General features: G+C 60.9%; 13 protein-coding genes. 9 read left to right on the forward strand and 4 right to left on the reverse strand.

Annotation, left to right across the window (positions count from 1 at the left end; genetic code table 11):
• Positions 1 to 300 precede the first annotated feature (300 nt).
• The 4 genes from peaA (at position 301) to peaD (ending at position 4861) form a co-directional block, all read left to right on the forward strand.
• Positions 301 to 1881, forward strand: a complete 1581-nt coding sequence (peaA, locus tag ACW9JC_RS09455; protein ID WP_457454822.1) for a quinohemoprotein amine dehydrogenase subunit alpha — start codon at positions 301 to 303, stop codon at positions 1879 to 1881.
• 81 nt (positions 1882 to 1962) lie between these two features.
• Positions 1963 to 3393 (forward strand): quinohemoprotein amine dehydrogenase maturation protein, encoded by a 1431-nt coding sequence (gene peaB / locus ACW9JC_RS09460; protein ID WP_457454824.1) that lies wholly within the window; start codon positions 1963 to 1965, stop codon positions 3391 to 3393.
• Position 3394: 1 nt separating this feature from the next.
• Positions 3395 to 3718 (forward strand): quinohemoprotein amine dehydrogenase subunit gamma, encoded by a 324-nt coding sequence (gene qhpC / locus ACW9JC_RS09465; protein ID WP_008016081.1) that lies wholly within the window; start codon positions 3395 to 3397, stop codon positions 3716 to 3718.
• Positions 3719 to 3742: 24 nt separating this feature from the next.
• Entirely contained in the window at positions 3743 to 4861 is a 1119-nt protein-coding gene (peaD, locus tag ACW9JC_RS09470) for a quinohemoprotein amine dehydrogenase subunit beta (protein ID WP_448108743.1), read from the forward strand.
• A 138-nt stretch (positions 4862 to 4999) separates the two neighbouring features.
• Here the strand turns inward: peaD and ACW9JC_RS09475 are convergent, their stop codons facing one another.
• Positions 5000 to 5401: a lysozyme inhibitor LprI family protein gene (locus ACW9JC_RS09475; protein ID WP_448108742.1), complete on the reverse strand. Its 402-nt coding sequence runs from the start codon at positions 5399 to 5401 to the stop codon at positions 5000 to 5002.
• 160 nt (positions 5402 to 5561) lie between these two features.
• Here ACW9JC_RS09475 and ACW9JC_RS09480 point away from each other — a divergent pair, with 160 nt between their 5' ends.
• The gene (locus ACW9JC_RS09480; RefSeq protein ID WP_338582124.1) at positions 5562 to 6050 is read left to right on the forward strand and encodes an SRPBCC family protein; all 489 of its coding nucleotides are present in this window, start codon (positions 5562 to 5564) and stop codon (positions 6048 to 6050) included.
• Between the two features lie 7 nt (positions 6051 to 6057).
• A complete protein-coding gene (locus ACW9JC_RS09485; RefSeq protein WP_457454838.1) occupies positions 6058 to 6867 on the forward strand; it encodes an aminoglycoside phosphotransferase family protein in 810 nt (269 codons plus the stop codon).
• Positions 6868 to 7126: 259 nt separating this feature from the next.
• Here the strand turns inward: ACW9JC_RS09485 and inhA are convergent, their stop codons facing one another.
• The gene (inhA, locus tag ACW9JC_RS09490) at positions 7127 to 7813 is read right to left on the reverse strand and encodes an isonitrile hydratase (protein ID WP_457454825.1); all 687 of its coding nucleotides are present in this window, start codon (positions 7811 to 7813) and stop codon (positions 7127 to 7129) included.
• Positions 7814 to 7902: 89 nt separating this feature from the next.
• On the opposite strand from inhA, the gene ACW9JC_RS09495 reads away from it, so the two are divergent.
• Entirely contained in the window at positions 7903 to 8886 is a 984-nt protein-coding gene (locus ACW9JC_RS09495; protein WP_457454826.1) for a GlxA family transcriptional regulator, read from the forward strand.
• Here ACW9JC_RS09495 and ACW9JC_RS09500 read toward each other — a convergent pair.
• Together ACW9JC_RS09500 and ACW9JC_RS09505 are read right to left on the reverse strand one after the other, a co-directional pair.
• Positions 8855 to 9757, reverse strand: coding sequence for an alpha/beta fold hydrolase (locus ACW9JC_RS09500; protein ID WP_457454827.1), 903 nt, complete (start codon positions 9755 to 9757; stop codon positions 8855 to 8857). The two genes, ACW9JC_RS09495 and ACW9JC_RS09500, sit on opposite strands and share 32 nt — an antisense overlap.
• A gap of 350 nt (positions 9758 to 10107) precedes the next feature.
• Complete coding sequence (locus ACW9JC_RS09505) at positions 10108 to 11931, reverse strand: glycoside hydrolase family 15 protein (protein WP_457454828.1); 1824 nt, start codon at positions 11929 to 11931, stop codon at positions 10108 to 10110.
• Between the two features lie 196 nt (positions 11932 to 12127).
• Between ACW9JC_RS09505 and ACW9JC_RS09510 the strand changes: the two genes are divergently transcribed.
• Together ACW9JC_RS09510 and ACW9JC_RS09515 are read left to right on the forward strand one after the other, a co-directional pair.
• Positions 12128 to 13300, forward strand: coding sequence for an MFS transporter (locus ACW9JC_RS09510; protein WP_338582120.1), 1173 nt, complete (start codon positions 12128 to 12130; stop codon positions 13298 to 13300).
• Between the two features lie 73 nt (positions 13301 to 13373).
• Positions 13374 to 14108: a thioesterase II family protein gene (locus tag ACW9JC_RS09515; RefSeq protein WP_457454830.1), complete on the forward strand. Its 735-nt coding sequence runs from the start codon at positions 13374 to 13376 to the stop codon at positions 14106 to 14108.
• The last annotated feature ends 15 nt before the right edge of the window (positions 14109 to 14123 follow it).

Consider the following 14123-nt stretch of genomic DNA (forward strand, 5'->3'; position numbering starts at 1 on the left):
CGGCGATTTTCGTGTAGGAGCTGCCGCAGGCTGCGATCCTTTGATCTTGATCCTATGCTTGTCTCAGAGTGAAACAGTTGTCGCGAAATTAAACGAGGAACGCAGATCCAGCCATTGGCAAAAACCCGGTACTAACCGGCAAATCATTGATTCATTGAGACATTCGTAAGCTGGCACGCTCCGTGTATTGCTCATCGCAGACGTTTCTCTTGCCTCCGTCAGTGGTTCGCCACCGACGGCAGAAACCAAAAAAACGATAAGCCACAAAAATAAGAAAGCACCGTGCGAGGTTCGACGTTGATGAAGAGAAAACTCCGATCAGGCATGAGCGCCAGCCTGCTGGCCGTGGCCGCTTGCGTGGCGCTGCATTCGCCTCACAGCCTGGCAGCCCGCGACGCCCAGACCATCCTCAAGGAAACCTGTCAGGGCTGTCACACCCCTGAAGCCGATAACGCCCTCAGCCGTATCAGCCACCAGCGCAAGACGCCGGAAGGCTGGCTGATGAGCATCGCCCGCATGCAGACCATGCACGGTTTGCAAATCAGCGATGAAGACCGCCGAACGCTGGTCAAATACCTGGCCGACACTCAAGGCCTGGCGCCGAGTGAAACCGATGGCGTGCGTTATGCCATGGAGCGCCGGCTCAACACCGTCGAGCAGTTCGACGACCAGACCAGCCAGATGTGCGGCCGCTGCCACTCCGGTGCACGGGTTGCGCTGCAACGGCGTCCGGCCCAGGAGTGGGAACGGCTGGTGAACTTCCACCTCGGCCAATGGCCGTCGCTGGAATACCAGGCGATGTCCCGTGACCGCGACTGGTTCGATCTCGCCCGCAAAGAGATGGTGCCGCTGTTGGCCAAGCGTTATCCGCTGGACAACCCGGCCTGGAAAAAATGGCTGGGCACCGCGCCGAAAAGCGAGGCGCTGGTCGGCGACTGGAGCTTCAGCGGTCACCTGCCGGGCAAGGGTGAACTGGCCGGTGTGATGAGCGTCAGCGCCGACGGCAACGACACTTTCAAAGTCAGCGTCAAAGGCCAATACGCCGACGGCACGCCGTTCAACGGTGAGGGCAGTGCAATCCTCTACACCGGCTACGAATGGCGCGGCAACGTGACCATCGATGGCGTGACCATGCGCCAGGTGTTCGCTGCCCAAGGCAATGCGATGCAGGGCCGGATGTTCGAGGCCGAGCACGATGAGCGCGGTCTGGACTTCGTCGCCGCCAAGCAGGGCTCCCAGCGTTTGCTGGCGGTGCAGCCGGGTTATGTGAAGGCCGGCAGCGAAACCGAAGTGACCCTGATCGGCAGTGGCCTCAGTGGCAAGCCGAACTTCGGTAAAGGCGTGGAAGTGCTCGAAGTCGTCGAGCAAGGCCCGGAGCAGATCAAAGTCAAAATCAAGGCTGCCGCCAATGCTCAGCCAGGCCTGCGCGCGGTCACCGTCGGCACGCTGAAAGGCCCGAGCCTGTCGGTCTACAGCAAGATCGCCTCGGTCAAAGTGGTGCCGGAATTCTCGGTGGCGCGGATCGGCGAGGGCGGTGGTTCGACGCCGAAAGTCCAGGGCCGTTTCGACGCGGAAGCCTGGGGCAAAGGCGCTGATGGCAAGCCGTATCGCATCGGTGTGTTCCCGGCGCAGTGGAAGGTCGAGGCCTTCGACGACCGCGCCAAGGAAGACGAAGACGTCAAGTTTGCCGGCACCATGCACGCCGACACCGGCGTGTTCACCCCGGGCGATGCCGGGCCGAATCCGGCGCGCAAGATGTCCACCAATAATGCCGGCAACCTCAAGGTGATCGCCGCCGTCGACGACGCAGGGAAATCCCTGACCGGCGAAGGCCACATGATCGTGACCGTGCAACGCTGGAACAATCCACCCATTCCGTGATGTGCCTGGACTTGTACGTTTCAGACATTTTTTCGGAATGACCGCAGGCCCTCAAAGCAGGGCTTGCACAGGAGGTTGGCAATGGGCGCTATCTTGAATCTGGTCGAACGCAACCTGCACGAAGTGCACGTCGATGCCGACCGCATGCTGTTTCACATACCCAGCAGTTCGCTGTTTGCCAGCGATGAACTGACCGGGACCATCATCGATACCTTGCGCGGTCCCGGTTGTTCTTCGGACGACCTGATCCAGCGCCTGGCCGCGCGCTTCAACGGCGAGGAAATCACCGAGACCCTGCGCGAGTTGATGGCGCTGGAACTGGTCAGTGACGGCTCGCCGCTGACCCCGGACATCGCCACCAAACGGGTCGAGCGCACGGCGATCAATACCGTGGTCTTGAACGTCAACACCGGTTGCAACCTGAGCTGCACGTATTGCTACAAGGAAGACCTCGACAAGCCTTCGGCCGGCAAGAAAATGGACGTGGAAACGGCCATCGCGTCCGTGGAAATGCTGCTGCGCGAATCCCCGGACGAAGAGCGTTTCACCGTAGTGTTTTTCGGCGGCGAACCGCTGAGCAATCGCAAGCTGATCGAGTACATGGTCGACTACTGTGAGAAGCGTTTTCGCGAGGCGGGCAAGTTCGTCGAGTTTGTCATGACCACCAACGCCACGTTGCTCACCGAAGAAACCGTGGATTATCTGAATGCCCACCGTTTCGGGCTGTCGGTCAGTATCGACGGGCCGAAAACCGTGCACGACCGCAACCGCATCACCGTGGGCGGGCAGGGCACTTACGACGTGGTGCGGCGCAAGGCCGAGATGTTGCTGTCGCGCTACAACAGTCGTCCGGTGGGCGCGCGGGTAACGTTGACCACTGGCGTGACCGACGTCGAAACCATCTGGGATCACCTGTTCAACGAACTGGGTTTTGCCGAAGTCGGTTTCGCCCCGGTGACCTCCGGCGACATCAGCAGCTTCAACCTGACCAGCGACGAGCTGATCGAAGTCTTCGCCAGCATGAAGCGCCTCGGTCGGCGTTACCTGGACGCGGCGCTGGAACACCGCAACATCGGTTTCTCCAACCTGCACCAGTTGATCACCGACATCCACGAAGGCCACAAGAAAGCCCTGCCATGCGGCGCGGGCCTGAAGATGCTGGCGGTGGATCACAAGGGTGAATTGAACCTGTGCCATCGCTTCACCGGTTCGAGCCTGCCGACCTTCGGCAACGTCCACAGCGGCGTGAAGCAAGTGGAGTTGAACGACTTCCTGTCCCAGCGCCTGGACCGCAGCAACACCGGTTGCGAGGACTGCCAGATCCGCAACCTGTGCTCCGGCGGCTGCTACCACGAGAGCTATGCCCGCTACGGCGACCCGACCCACCCGACTTATCACTACTGCGAACTGATGCGTGACTGGGTCGACTTCGGCATCGAGGTCTACACCCGAATCATGGCTCACAACCCTGCGTTCATCAGCAGCTACATCACTCCGCGCAAGGCTCACTGATATGAAACATCTCAAGGCAATCAATAACAAAGCGTTGAAGCTGGATCAGGCCGCGGACGAGAACCGCATCGAAGAAGTGGTGGCTATGAGTTCTGTGGCGGGCTGTGCGTCGACCACCGACCCAGGCTGGGAAATCGATGCGTTTGGCGGTGTGTCGTCGCTGTGCCAGCCGATGGAGGCTGACCTGTATGGCTGTTCCGACCCGTGCTGGTGGCCGGCTCAGGTGCCGGACATGATGAGCACCTACCCGGACTGGAACAAGGATGCCCAGGCGTCCAACGACAACTGGCGCAACCTCGGCACTGTCTTCCCCAAAGACAAGTGATCTGACAAGAAGAAGGATTCCAGCATGCACAGCATAAAAGCCTGCGGCCTGGCCGCTTTCGCCGTCCTGAGCACCTGTTCGCTCAGTGTCCTGGCGGATGAAAACACCGCGTTGCAAGACGGTCACGAATACATGTTGACCACCAACTACCCGAACAACCTGCATGTGATCGACCTGGCCACGGACACCTTGTACAAAACCTGCAAGATGCCCGACGCCTTCGGCCCCGGCACCGTGCAGTTGTCGCCGGACCGCAAAACCGCCTACGTGCTGAACAACCACTATGCGGATGTCTACGGCGTTGAGCTGGACAGCTGCAAGCAGGTGTTCCACGCCAGCATTACCCAAAAACCGGGGGAGAAAGCCAAGTCGATGTTCGCCTTCACCCTCAGCCACGATGGCAAGGAATTGTTCACCGTCGCCAACCCGACCTTGATGCTCAATGATCGCTACGAAGTGCAGCAGCCGCGGCTTGACGTGTACAAGACCGACGCCGGCATGGACGCCAAACCGGTGCGCAGTTTCCCGGCGCCGCGCCAGCTGACCATCATGCAGAGCGGCGACGACGGCACGCTGTACGTGGCCGGGGCGGACGTCTACAAGGTCAATGTGCAGACCGGCAAGTTCGACGTGCTGATCCCCAGTCGTCACTGGAAACGCGCGAACTACAGCGCGCCGGACGTGCTTTACGTGTGGAACCAGCAGACCTATCGCCATGACTTCTCGCTGCTCTACACCGCCGCGAAATTCAAGGACAAGAAACAGGACCCGGCCACCGCCGAATACCTGTACGGCCTGTTCAGTGTCGACCTGAAGACCGGCAAGACCGAAACCACCGATTTCGGCCCTCTGACCGAAATCTACTTCAGCGGCATGCGCTCGCCGAAAGACCCGAACCTGATGTTCGGCGTGCTCAATCGGCTGGCCAAGTACGACATCAAGGAGAAGAAAATGCTCCAGGCGGCGACGCTTGATCACTCCTACTACTGCATTTCCTTCAACAAGGATGGCAGCAAGATCTATCTGGCGGGGACGTTCAACGACGTGGCGATCTTCGATGCCGACAGCCTGAAACAGACGGGCAGCATCAAGTTGCCGGGTGGGGACATGGCGATTACCACGGCGCAGATTTTTGTCCGGTAGATTGTGGCGTCTGGGCTGACGCCATCGCTGGCAAGCCAGCTCCCACAGTTTCTTCATTGGCCGCAGATTGTGTGTTCGAACGAAGATCCCTGTGGGAGCGGGCTTGCCCGCGATGAGGCCCTCAAAAACACTAGAGATTCAAACCCCCGGCACCGGACACCCCAAATCCCCCTCCTGGCACTTCAGATAAGTCTTGAACGTCTCAACCCGCGCCTTGGTCAACTCGGTCACGCAATTGCTATAGATCAGCGGATAAACACTCCCGCCTTCCACCCCGGACGCCGAAAACTTGCACTCGGCATCGCGAAACGCAATCCACGACCGCTGCGCGCCCAGCAACAGTTTCTTGCTGTCGGGATTGCCCTTCAGTCGCGAAGTGATTTGCTGGTAAAGCGCATTCAACTCCTTGTCCGCCGCCGCATGCTGCTGCGACGCACACTGGTTCATCGTGGCCTGGTCGGTGGCGTTGTCGCAGTCAACGGCATGAGCCAGGGAAGTGAACAACAAAGGCGTCAACGCCAGGAGAAAGCGTGCGTGCATGGCAGAAACTCGCTGTGACAGGGGAAATTGCGGTGCAGTGTAGCGAAGCCGGCGTCGATGTCAGGCGAACGATTACGACAGCTGACAGCCCACTCATACAACTTTCGGGCTGGACATGTGGTCTTAGAGGCCTACTGTTGTTCAGTACAGGAGGTGACGTATGAAACCAGTTCCCAATAGTTTTGAGCGCAAAATCAAGCTTAAATCGCCGCGCTCCCATGTCTGGCGTGCCTTGGTCGACGCGGAGGCGTTCGGTCAGTGGTTCGGCGTAGCGCTTGAAGGCAGGCGTTTCATTGCCGGCGAGTGGACGCAAGGGCAGGTGACGTATCCCGGTTACGAACATGTGTTGTGGAATGTGTTGGTGGAGCGGGTCGAGCCGCAGCAGTTGTTTTCCTTTCGCTGGCATCCTTACGCCGTGAATCCGAAGATCGACTACTCCCAGGAGCCCACCACGCTGGTGAAATTCGAAATGGAAGACTACGAGGACGGCACGCTGCTCAAGGTTTCCGAGTCCGGATTCGCGCACATTCCCGACATACGCCAGAAGGAGGCGTATTACATGGACAGCCGTGGCTGGGAAGAGCAGTTGAACAGGCTGGAACAATTCCTTGTTGAAAACGCCAAGGCCCGCGAGCGCGAGAGTGACTGACGGCAATATTTTTGAGCCTTGGCTGAAACGCTGGGCGCTGGTGCCGGATGGACAACCGATCACCACGCCCGGCAGCCGCTTGTTGCCGGTGCGCCGGGGCGATGCGCCGGCCATGTTGAAGATTGCCATCGACGCCGAAGAAAAATTCGGCAACCTGTTGATGACCTGGTGGGACGGCGACGGCGCTGCCGAGGTTTACGCGCAGCACGGCGACGGCTTGTTGCTGGAGCGGGCGATGGGGCAGCGGTCATTGATGCATATGGCCCTCAACGGCGAGGACGATGAGGCCAGCCAGATTCTGTGTGCGGCGTTGGCCCGTTTGCATGCTCCACGACCGACACCGCCACCGCTGCTGGTTGCCTTGTCACCCTGGTTCGCCTCGCTACGAGTGGCGGCGCAGCTTCAGGGCGGTGTGTATTCCGTGTGCCTGTCGACCGCCGAAGCCTTGCTGGCCGAGCCGCAAGACGTGGTGGTGCTGCACGGCGACATGCACCACGACAATGTCCTGGATTTCGGCCCGCGCGGCTGGCTGGCCATCGACCCGAAACGGGTGAGCGGCGAGCGCGGTTTCGATTACGCCAATTTGCTCTGCAATCCCGACTTGCCGACTGCCACGGACCCGCGACGATTCCAGCGGCAGATCGAGGTGGTGGCCGAGGCCGCCGGGCTTGATCGGCGCCGTTTGCTGCAATGGGTATTGGCGTTTGCCGGTTTGTCCGCGGCGTGGTTTCTTGAGGATGGCAACGACCGGGCGGCTGAAAGTCAGCTTCACGTCGCGAAACTCGCGGCCTCCAGCCTTGGTGCATGTGGCATCTAAGGGTTTCGGAGGGGACGCTATAGCGAATGTCCTACACGCCGTAACAACTATGTCGTCTATTGCGGATTGGATCCCATGCGTATTCTGGCCCCATCCACTGATGCACAGGGAGTGCTCAGGATCATGGATGATCGGCCATTTGCATGGAATGCTGACGACAGGGAGTCGTAATGGTCTTGGAAGAACCCGCTTCGGCGGGTTTTTTTATGGGCGCAGGAAAAGTCCTGGCAGCGGGAGCCTTGGCCCCCGCAGCTTTTTTCTACCGACGGTCGAGTTTCGCGGCGGCACGCTCAGTGATTTCCGTGCGCAGTTTCAACGAACCTGCGGCGCGTTTGCGGGCCTCTTCCAATACGCTGGCTGGCGCAGTTTCCGGGCTACCTGCCTGGAACGGCGGAGCCGGGGCGTATTCCAGCTGCAATTGCACCAGTTCAGCGGTGTCCTGATCGAACAGTTCTGCAGCCAGGGTCAGGGCGAAATCGATGCCTGCGGTGATCCCGCCACCGGTCAGCAGATTGCCGTCACGCACCACCCGATCTTTCACCGCAATCGCCCCCAGCGGTGCCAGCAATTCGTGATACGCCCAATGAGTGGTGGCGCGTTTGCCTTTCAACAAGCCCGCCGCGCCGAGCACTAGCGCCCCGGTGCAGACCGACGTCACGTAACGCGCATTCGCGGCCTGAGCCTTGATGAACGTCAGCGTTTGCTCATCTTCCATGAGCGGACCGACGCCGCTTCCCCCGGGTACGCAGATCACATCCAGCGCCGGGCAGTCGTCGAAGGCAACGGTCGGCTTCAACATCAGGCCGGTGCTGGCGGTGATGGGCATCAGGTCCTTCCAGATCAGATGCACCTTCACATCGGGCAACGAGGCCAGCACGTCGTAAGGGCCGGTGAGGTCGAGTTGTTGCACCTGTGGAAACAACAGAAAACCGATCTGCAAGGTCATGGTGTTTTTCTCCTGAAGTGGGTGGACGACTTCACTGTAAGCGCCTAGGATTTGGCGCATACGCCAATCACCCCACGAATTACGCCAAAATGCCGAAAACCATTCACGTACTCGCTTTCGCCAACGTGCAATTGCTCGACGTCACCGGGCCGTTGCAGGTATTTGCCTCGGCCAACGACATTGCCCGCCAGCAAGGTTCACCGGCACCGTATGCGCCATCGGTGATTGCCAGCGGCGGCGGGGCGGTGATGTCGTCGGCGGGGTTGGCGTTGTTGGCCGAACCATTGCCCGAGCAGGGCAGCGACACCTTGATCATCGCCGGGGGCTGGGGCGTTTACGCGGCGGCGGAGAATCAGCCTCTGGTGAACTGGGTGCGTGAGCACGCGGCACAATGTCGACGGGTGTCATCGGTGTGTACGGGGGCTTTTTTGCTGGCGGCCAGCGGCTGGCTCGATGGCCGGCGCGTGGTCACCCACTGGACCCGATGCGAGCAGTTGGCGCAGCAACATCCGCAATTGCAGGTCGAGCCCAATCCGATTTTCATCAACGACGGCCCGGTCTGGACTTCGGCCGGGGTCACCGCCGGCATCGACCTGGCGCTGGCGATGGTAGAAGCCGATCTGGGCCGCAATATGGCCTTGGAGGTCGCGCGGCAACTGGTGGTGTTCCTCAAGCGGCCCGGCGGCCAGTCACAATTCAGCGTGACCTTGTCCTTGCAGAAAGAAGGCAACCGTTTCGACGAGCTTCACGCCTGGATCAGCGAAAACCTCACCAAAGACCTCGGCATTCCAACCTTGGCGCTACAGGCCGGCATGAGCGAACGCAGCTTCGTCCGCCACTACCGCGCCGACACCGGCCAGACCCCGGCCCGAGCCATCGAGCTGATCCGGGTCGAGACTGCGCGACGGCTGCTCAGCGATACCGGCGTGCCAATCAAACGGGTCGCCATGCAATGCGGATTCGGCAGCGAAGAAACCCTGCGTCGCAATTTCCTACGGGCGATGGGCGTAACGCCGCAAGCCTATCGCGAGCGTTTTTCCGTCAGCGTTGCAGCAGATCCAGTAATGCCTTGAGCGTCGCCTCGGGGGCTTCTTCGGGAATGTTATGCCCGACACCCGCCAGCATCCGGCGCTCGTAACGCCCGGTGAAATGCTCGATGTCGTCGTCGACCTCCGCTGCCGGGCCAACGCCATCGTCGGCGCCGCACAGGGAAATCGTCGGCACGCTGATCGGTGGCTGGTGGGTCAGCGCCTCCTCGATCGACTCCAGCGCCGGGTCGCCGGCCACATACATGAAGCGGTGACGATAGGAATGAATCACCACGTCGACGAAATCCGGGTTATCGAAAGCCGGCGCGCTCAAGGGATAACGCTCGGCCCTGTTTGCCCAGGTCGGTGACCACAGCTTCCACAACAACTCACACACGCCCCGGCGATTTTCCGTCAGTCCCTCAACGCCACGCGGCGTATGAAAATAATACTGATACCAGAGACGATGCTCGGTTTCCGGGGCGCGCGGCCGGATCGAACGAGGAATGTTCTGCAGGTTGTAGCCATCACCCGTCACCAGACAACGAACCCGCTCCGGCCACAACGCCGCGACAATGCACGCCGCCCGACCGCCCCAGTCATAACCGCAGAGCGCCGCTTGCTTGATGGAAAGGGCATCCATCAGCTCGAGCAAATCCTGGGCGAGGGCGGCTTGCTGCCCGGAACGCAGCGTGTCAGGACTGTTGAATCGCGTCGGGCCGTAACCGCGCAGGTAGGGCACGATCACGCGGTAGCCCTTGGCCGCGAGAGGCGGGGCGATTTCGTCGAAGGCGCGGGGGGAATAGGGGAAACCGTGGAGCAGGATGACCGGGTCGCCGGTGATGGGGCCGTGTTCCTCATAGGCTAGGTTCAGAATCGGAGTCCGGACATACTGGATCGGCGCGTGATTACTCATTCGTCAGCTTTCCCCTGGAACTCAACTTTCGCTATCTGGTTGAAATACTTCGCCGCTCCGCTGTACCCGCTGAAGGTCGATGTTAGGTGGGGATGGATAGGCTGGCAATCGGGGATTGCGGTGGGGTTGTTTATTAGATGTAGGACTCGGGCTTGTACAGAATCCACGCCGAATGAGCTTTTGTGGCGAGGGAGCTTGCTCCCGCTCGGCTGCGCAGCAGTCGTAAAACCATTTCGATGCGGTGCACCTGACAGATCGTATTCACAGCCTCCAGGGCTGCTTCGCAACACAGCGGGAGCAAGCTCCCTCGCCACAAAAGCCTGTTCGCCAGAGCTGATTAGGCGGCGACCTCAAGGCTGCCAAAAACTCTTCTCTCCACTCAACTTCCGATCAAGAAAACACGCCGCGCTAATCAACGCCAGATGCGTCAACGCTTGCGGCGTGTTGCCCATATGGCGCGCGTGGCTGTCGAACTCTTCGGCGTACAGCCCCAGCGGGTTGGCGTAGCGCAGCAGTTGTTCGAACTCCAGATGAGCCTTTTCCACCCGACCGGCGCGGGCCAGGCATTCGACGTACCAGAAGGAGCACGCGGCGAACGCGCCTTCGGTGCCGGGCAGGCCGTCGATCTGGTTGAGGTCGTTGTGGTAGCGGTAAACCATGCCGTCGCGCACCAGGTTTTTTTCGATGGCGTCGAGGGTCGAGAGCCAGCGCGGGTCCTTTGCGCTGACGAAACGTACCAGCGGCATCAGCAGCATCGAACCGTCGAGGCCAGTGCCGCCGATGTGCTGGACGAAATGCCCGCGTTCCTCATTCCAGAAGTTGTCCCAGATGTCGGCGTAGATCGCTTGCCGAGTCTGATCCCAGCGGGCGAACGGGGCGGGCAACGAGCGTTTCGAGGCGAGACGAATCGCCCGATCCAGTGCGACCCAGCACATCAGGCGCGAGTGCAGGAAGTGATGCTGCTCGCCGCGCATTTCCCAGATGCCGACGTCTTCCTGTTGCCAGGTTTCGCAGATCTGATCGACCACTTCCACGGTGTGCTTCCAGCCTTCGTGGGAAATAGCCTCGCCGTACTTGTTGACCAGATAAACCGCGTCCATCAGCTCGCCGAAGATGTCGAGCTGAACCTGCGCGTACGCCAGATTGCCGATGCGCACCGGTTTCGCGCCACCGTGGCCGGACAGGTGCGTGAGCTCGATTTCCGGCAGTTCCTGACGGCCGTCGATGCCATACAGAATGTTGAGTTTCATCGGTTGGCCGCGACAATCGCTGACCCGCCCGCGCAGCCAGCGCATGTAGGCATTGGCTTCTTCGACAAAGCCCAGGCGCATGAAGGCGTACACGGTGAACGAGGCGTCGCGGATCCAGGTGTAGCGGTAATCCCAGTTGCGTTCGCCACCGACGGTTTCCGGCAGGCCGAAGGTGGCGGCGGCGAGGATGGCGCCGTGTTTGCGTGAGGTCAGCAGCTTCATCGCCAGCGCCGAGCGGTTGACCATTTCCCGCCAGCGACCGCGATAGTTGGACTGGCCGATCCAGTCGCGCCAGAACTTGAGCGTGCGTTGCAGGCACAGTGCGGCGGCGCCTTCCTTGAAGCGCTGATCGTCGATGGCGCCGAGCAGGAACTCGGCGGTCTGGTCCTGTTCGAGGGTGAATTCGGCGACCGCCGCATTGGCGTCTATGCGCAAAACCTGATCCGCAGACAGGCGCAGCGATGGCTGGTTGGCGGCTTCGAAAATCACGTCCTTTTTGTCCATGCGCGCGCCGGTCATGGCGCGGGCGTAGTCGTGACGCACCGCGCAACGCAGGTGAAAGGTTGCCTTGCCGCTGACCACTCGCACCCGGCGCATCAGCACCGGGAAATCGTCCTCGCTGTCGCCGATCGGCAGCAAATCGGTCACTTCGACCACCGCGCGATCGCTCAGCCAGCGGGTTTGCAAGACGTTGGTGTCCGGCAGGTAAATCTGCTCGCGGCGGGCGTCGGGCAAGTCCGGGGATAACTGGAAAATGCCGGCCTCGGGACTGTCCAGCAGCGAACAGAAAATCGACGGGCTGTCGAACTCCGGCCAGCAGAAAAAATCCACGCTGCCCTTGTCATTGACCAGCGCGGCACTGCGCATGTCGCCAATGATGCCGTGGGCGTCGATGGGGCTTTGGCGTTCGGGGTGATCAGCCATTGTCGCGAAACTCCGGGATTCATGGGCCTATTTAGCTGACTGGTTTGGGTGGACTGGAGTTCATTTGTGCGTTGACTGTTCTGGCCCCATCGCCAGCCTGCTGGCGATGGGGCCTTCACATTCAACCAACAATTCCACGCTTTCTTCTCAATCAGCGTTTATGGCAACGTGCAGTCCCTTGACGAGACCTGCACCCATGGCCAACCCCTACCGCGAACTGTTCAAAGCCCCGGGCGCCCGTGCTTTTGTGCTGGCCGGGATGATCGCGCGCATGCCGATTTCCATGACCGGCATCGGCCTGATCACCATGCTGTCGCAGTTGCAGGGTGGCTACGGATTGGCCGGCGCGGTGGCGGCGACGTTTGCGCTGGCCACGGCGTTTTGTGCGCCGCAGGTGTCGCGGCTGGTGGACCGTTTTGGTCAGCGACGGATTTTGCCGGTGTCAGCGTTGATTGGCGGCGGGGCGCTGTTGATGGTGTTGCTCTGCACCCGTTTGCAGGCGCCGAACTGGACGTTGTTTGTGTTTGCCGCGATTGCCGGTTGCATGCCGAGCATGTCGGCGATGGTGCGGGCGCGCTGGACCGAGTTGTATCGCGGCCAGCCGCAACTGCAAACGGCCTATGCACTGGAATCGGTGCTGGACGAAGTCTGCTTTATTGTCGGGCCGCCGCTGTCGGTGGGCTTGTGCGTGGTGGCGTTCCCCGAGGCCGGGCCGTTGGCGGCGTTGCTGATGCTGGCGATCGGCGTCACGGCGTTTGTGTCGCAGCGCAGCACCGAGCCACCGGTGCATCCCCATGAAGCACACCACGCCGCGTCTATCATTCGCTCTGTGGACATCCAGTTGCTGATGCTGTTGATGGTCGCCATGGGCACCATCGTCGGTGTGGTGGATGTGGTCAGCGTGGCGTTCGCCCAGCACCAGGGCCAACCGGCGGCGGCGAGTATTGTGCTGTCGGTATATGCGATTGGCTCGTGCATGGCCGGATTGGCGTTCGGTGCGTTGCGTTCGAAAGTGCCGCTTCCACGGTTGTTTCTCTATGGAGGAGTAGCGACGGCGGTGACGACCTTGCCGCTGTTGCTGGCGGTGAACATTCTCGGGTTGTCGCTGGCGGTGTTTGTCGCCGGTCTGTTTTTTGCGCCGACGTTGATTGTCGCCATGGCCCTGGTGGAGCAGATCGTTCCGCCGGCCAAGCTCACTGAGGGCCTGACCTGGCTGGTGACCGGGTTGAGCATCGGCGTGGCGATCGGTGCGGCGGGGTCGGGGTGGATGGTTGATGCGTTCGGGGCCAGGAGCGGGTTTTGGCTGGCGATTGGCGCGGGTGCGGTGGTTCTTGGTTCGGCGGTGCAAAGCTATCGCCATTTGAAATGATGATTTAACTGTACGACTAATTCTCTGCGTACTTCATCCGTTCTCTTTACAGACAACTTTCGAGGTACGCCCGGTGACCCAGCTGACATTGCTGTGCCTGCCCTATTCTGGCGCGAGCGCCATGGTCTATAGCCGCTGGCGGCGCAAACTGCCGGAGTGGATCAAGCTGCAGCCGGTGGAATTGCCGGGGCGCGGCGCGCGCTACGGCGAGCCGTTGCACACCGACATGCGCCGCCTGGCGCTGCAACTGGCCAGCGAACAAAAAGCTATGCTCAAGGCGCCTTATGCCTTGTTCGGTCACAGCCTCGGCGCGTTGCTGGCCTGTGAAATGGCCCACGCGTTTCGCTCGCTCGGCGGTCCGGAGCCGGTGGCCTTGTTCGCTTCAGGCACCGCCGCGCCGACGATGCGCCTGGAGTACGACCGAGGTTTTGCCGAACCCAAGACCGATGCCGAACTGATCGAGCAACTGCGCACCCTCAACGGCACCAGCGAGGAAGTGCTGGCCAGCGAAGAGCTGATGAGCCTGACGCTGCCGATCCTGCGCGCCGACTTCCAGTTGTGCGGGCGTTTCGAGCCAATCCAGCGACCGTTGCTCAAGTGCCCGGTGCATGTGCTCGGCGGCAAGGCTGACCGCGCCACCACCGAGCAGTTGATCGGCTGGAGCAAGGAAACCCACGGCAGCTTTTCCGTGGACATGCTCGCTGGCGGGCACTTCTTCATTCATGAGCATGAGGCCAAGGTGCTGCGGGTGATCAAGGATCAGCTGGAGGTTCATCATCGGCGGCATGCCATGGTTGCTGTGGGTTAACCCAAGCTCAAACTT

It is taken from the genome of Pseudomonas sp. SDO5591_S426, assembly GCF_054070755.1.

Excerpts from the sequence above, each read along its gene's own strand:
- ACW9JC_RS09510 (WP_338582120.1), top strand. The coding sequence starts at position 12,128 with ATGGCCAACCCCTACCGCGAACTGTTCAAAGCCCCGGGCGCCCGTGCT.
- qhpC (WP_008016081.1), top strand. The coding sequence starts at position 3,395 with ATGAAACATCTCAAGGCAATCAATAACAAAGCGTTGAAGCTGGATCAG.
- peaA (WP_457454822.1), top strand. The coding sequence starts at position 301 with ATGAAGAGAAAACTCCGATCAGGCATGAGCGCCAGCCTGCTGGCCGTG.
- inhA (WP_457454825.1), bottom strand. The coding sequence starts at position 7,813 with ATGACCTTGCAGATCGGTTTTCTGTTGTTTCCACAGGTGCAACAACTC.
- ACW9JC_RS09475 (WP_448108742.1), bottom strand. The coding sequence starts at position 5,401 with ATGCACGCACGCTTTCTCCTGGCGTTGACGCCTTTGTTGTTCACTTCC.
- peaB (WP_457454824.1), top strand. The coding sequence starts at position 1,963 with ATGGGCGCTATCTTGAATCTGGTCGAACGCAACCTGCACGAAGTGCAC.
- ACW9JC_RS09500 (WP_457454827.1), bottom strand. The coding sequence starts at position 9,757 with ATGAGTAATCACGCGCCGATCCAGTATGTCCGGACTCCGATTCTGAAC.
- ACW9JC_RS09505 (WP_457454828.1), bottom strand. The coding sequence starts at position 11,931 with ATGGCTGATCACCCCGAACGCCAAAGCCCCATCGACGCCCACGGCATC.
- ACW9JC_RS09495 (WP_457454826.1), top strand. The coding sequence starts at position 7,903 with ATGCCGAAAACCATTCACGTACTCGCTTTCGCCAACGTGCAATTGCTC.
- ACW9JC_RS09480 (WP_338582124.1), top strand. The coding sequence starts at position 5,562 with ATGAAACCAGTTCCCAATAGTTTTGAGCGCAAAATCAAGCTTAAATCG.
- peaD (WP_448108743.1), top strand. The coding sequence starts at position 3,743 with ATGCACAGCATAAAAGCCTGCGGCCTGGCCGCTTTCGCCGTCCTGAGC.